The organism is Mesorhizobium sp. M7A.F.Ca.MR.362.00.0.0 (assembly GCF_004023175.1).
GTDB lineage: Bacteria > Pseudomonadota > Alphaproteobacteria > Rhizobiales > Rhizobiaceae > Mesorhizobium.
The window spans coordinates 1-2,603 of record NZ_RZTF01000348.1 but is presented as its reverse complement, the minus strand read 5'-3'; the positions used below and the strand labels follow the sequence as shown (position 1 = coordinate 2,603).

3 protein-coding genes are annotated in these 2,603 nt (G+C 62.3%); all 3 read left to right on the top strand.

Annotation, left to right across the window (positions count from 1 at the left end; translation table 11 throughout):
• The first annotated feature begins 107 nt into the window (after window positions 1–107).
• Window positions 108–1,118: an NAD(P)H-quinone oxidoreductase gene (locus EOC06_RS29385; protein ID WP_128309433.1), complete on the top strand. Its 1,011-nt coding sequence runs from the start codon at window positions 108–110 to the stop codon at window positions 1,116–1,118.
• A 160-nt stretch (window positions 1,119–1,278) separates the two neighbouring features.
• The gene (locus tag EOC06_RS29380) at window positions 1,279–1,419 is read left to right on the top strand and encodes a DUF1127 domain-containing protein (RefSeq protein ID WP_013529236.1); all 141 of its coding nucleotides are present in this window, start codon (window positions 1,279–1,281) and stop codon (window positions 1,417–1,419) included.
• Window positions 1,420–1,686: 267 nt separating this feature from the next.
• Window positions 1,687–2,603 (top strand): helix-turn-helix transcriptional regulator (locus tag EOC06_RS29375; RefSeq protein WP_128309432.1); only part of this gene is annotated, 917 nt, incomplete at its 3' end.

Here is a 2,603-nt window from a genome sequence, read left to right as displayed (position 1 = left end):
CCAAGACCAGATTGGCCATTTGCCTGATTTGGCAATCAGCATACATAGGGCAGGGGCGTCGATGCAAACAGCCGATCGGACAACGGCGAGGAAAGACGGGAAATCTCATGGCGAGCGGACAGAAAATTCCGGCAAGGATGACGGCCATCGCGATCTCGGAGCCGGGTGGCCCTCGGGTCCTGAAGCCGGAAACACGCGACGTGCCGCAGCCCGGCCCCGGCGAGATCCTGATCAAGGTGCATGCCGCCGGCGTCAACCGGCCCGATATCCAGCAGCGCAAGGGCGCCTATCCGCCGCCGCCCGGCGCGTCGGACCTGCCGGGCCTCGAGGCGTCGGGCGAAGTGGCGGCCCTTGGCGACGACATATCGCGCTGGCGCATCGGCGACCGCGTCTGCGCGCTGACGCCCGGCGGCGGCTATGCCGAATATGTCAAGGTGCATGCCGGGAGCGTGCTGCCGTTGCCCGCCGGCTTCACCCATACCGAAGCCGCGGCGGTGCCGGAAAACTACTTCACCGTCTGGCACAATGTGTTCGAGCGTGGCGGCCTCAAGAAAGGCGAGACGCTGCTCGTCCATGGCGGCTCGTCCGGCATCGGCACGACGGCGATCCAGCTTGCCTCGGCCTTCGGCGCCTATGTCATCACCACCGCCGGCAGCAAGGAGAAATGCGACGCCTGCCTGAAGCTCGGCGCAGACCGGGCGATCAACTATCGCGAGGCGGATTTCGTCGCCGCGGTCAAGGAGGCAACGGACGGCAAGGGCGCCAACGTCATCCTCGACATGGTCGGCGGCGACTATGTGGCGCGCAACTATGAGGCCGCTGCGGTCGAGGGTCGGATCGTCCAGATCGCCGTGCAGGCCGGCGCTGTCGCAAGCGCGGATTTTTCGAAGGTCATGGTCAAGCGGCTCGTCCACACCGGGTCGACGCTGAGGCCGCGAACCGTCGAGTTCAAGGCGGCGATCGCGGCAGCGTTGGAAGCGCAGGTGTGGCCGTTGCTCGGCACGCGCAAAGTGGCACCGGTGATGGACATGATTTTCCCGCTCAGCGAAGCCTGGCGGGCGCACGAGCGCATGGAAGACGGCGAGCATATCGGCAAGATCGTGCTCGACGTAGGCTGACAGCGAGCGAGGTCAGCGACTCACTGCCTACAAGATGAACAGAAGCTTAATGCTGCAATGCAGCATTTGCATCATTGCTATGCAAAATCAGCCATTCAAGTCCTCATCGATGACGCCTATTTGAGCACCATCGAAACGAACATCATTCTGGAGGACTACCATGAACCCGATCCGCGCTTTCCGTAACTGGCGTATGTACACCGAGACCGTCCGCGAACTGAACCGTCTCAACGCACGTCAGCTCAGCGATCTCGGCATCAACCGCGCCGACATCGAAAAGATCGCCCGCAGGGCTATCTAAAGCCACGTCTGGTCCGCTCCGGCGGACCAAGCCGTGGAAGCCAGAGCCGCACCAGACGACTTTTGTCGCGGTTCCGAGCCCGCTGGACCCAGTCCGGCGGGTTTTGTCGTTTTGGGGCCGGCAACTGCATGCGGCTCGACAGCAATCTGAGGTTGACCTCAGCTTTCAGCATGGCATTTTGATCTTGCGGGTATCGGTTGGCGTGTGGGGGCGCGTTGACGATCCGAGCCGGCAAGACGCTGACTCTGAAAGAGGCTGTGCGCTCTCATGTTCGATGATCTTACGGACAGGATCTACGAGGCCGCGTTCGTGCCGGATTTGTGGGCGGGTGCTCTCGAAGCGGCCAGCGAGCTTTCGAGTTCGGCTGACGGCGCGATCTTCCTGTTCAGCGACGGCTCCCCTGTTCGCGGCCGGTTGAGTGACGAGCTTCCAGGGCATGGCAATTCCCTTGAAACCGTCCGCTCCCTGTTCGATGAATTCATCGCCGGCGACAGCTGGAAATTCTCCGATGCGATTCAGCGCATGTGCAGCCTGCAACCGGCGAGTTTCGTGCAGGTCGAAGATTTTCTGACCGCCGACGAACTTGAGCATGATCCGGTGCGGATACAATTGAGGGCGGCGGGTATCGGCGCTCATATCTGTTCGGCGGTTGCCATGCCGAGCGGTGAACTGGTCACATTTGTCTTTCAACGCTGGACGCGGGATGGCATCTACGATCAGACATCGATCGATAGGCTCGATCAGCTTCGTCCCCACTTTGCGCGCGCCGGCCTGGTGTCGGCGCGGTTGGGCATGGAGCAGGCCAAAGCGAGCGTCTCCGCACTCGAGGCCCTTGGTCTGCCGGCTGCGGTAATGACCGCATCGGGACGCGTGCTGACGGCCAATGTGCTGCTGGAAAACATGCCATCCGTTTTCATCGCCGCCGCACATGGCGGCATGGCACTTGCCGACGTATCCGCGAATGAGCTTTTCCGGCAAGCCATTACGCACAATTTGCAAGATCGGGTCGTGCGTTCTATTCCCATTCCTGCCAGGGAAGGCCAACCGGCGTTGGTCATTCATCTCCTGCCGCTGCGCCGTGCCGCGCATGAGATCTTTTCCGGGGCTGACATTCTGGTTGCGGCGACGGCGATGAGCGCCAGCGCCACCGTGCCGTCGCCAAGCCTGCTTGCCGGCCTGTTCGA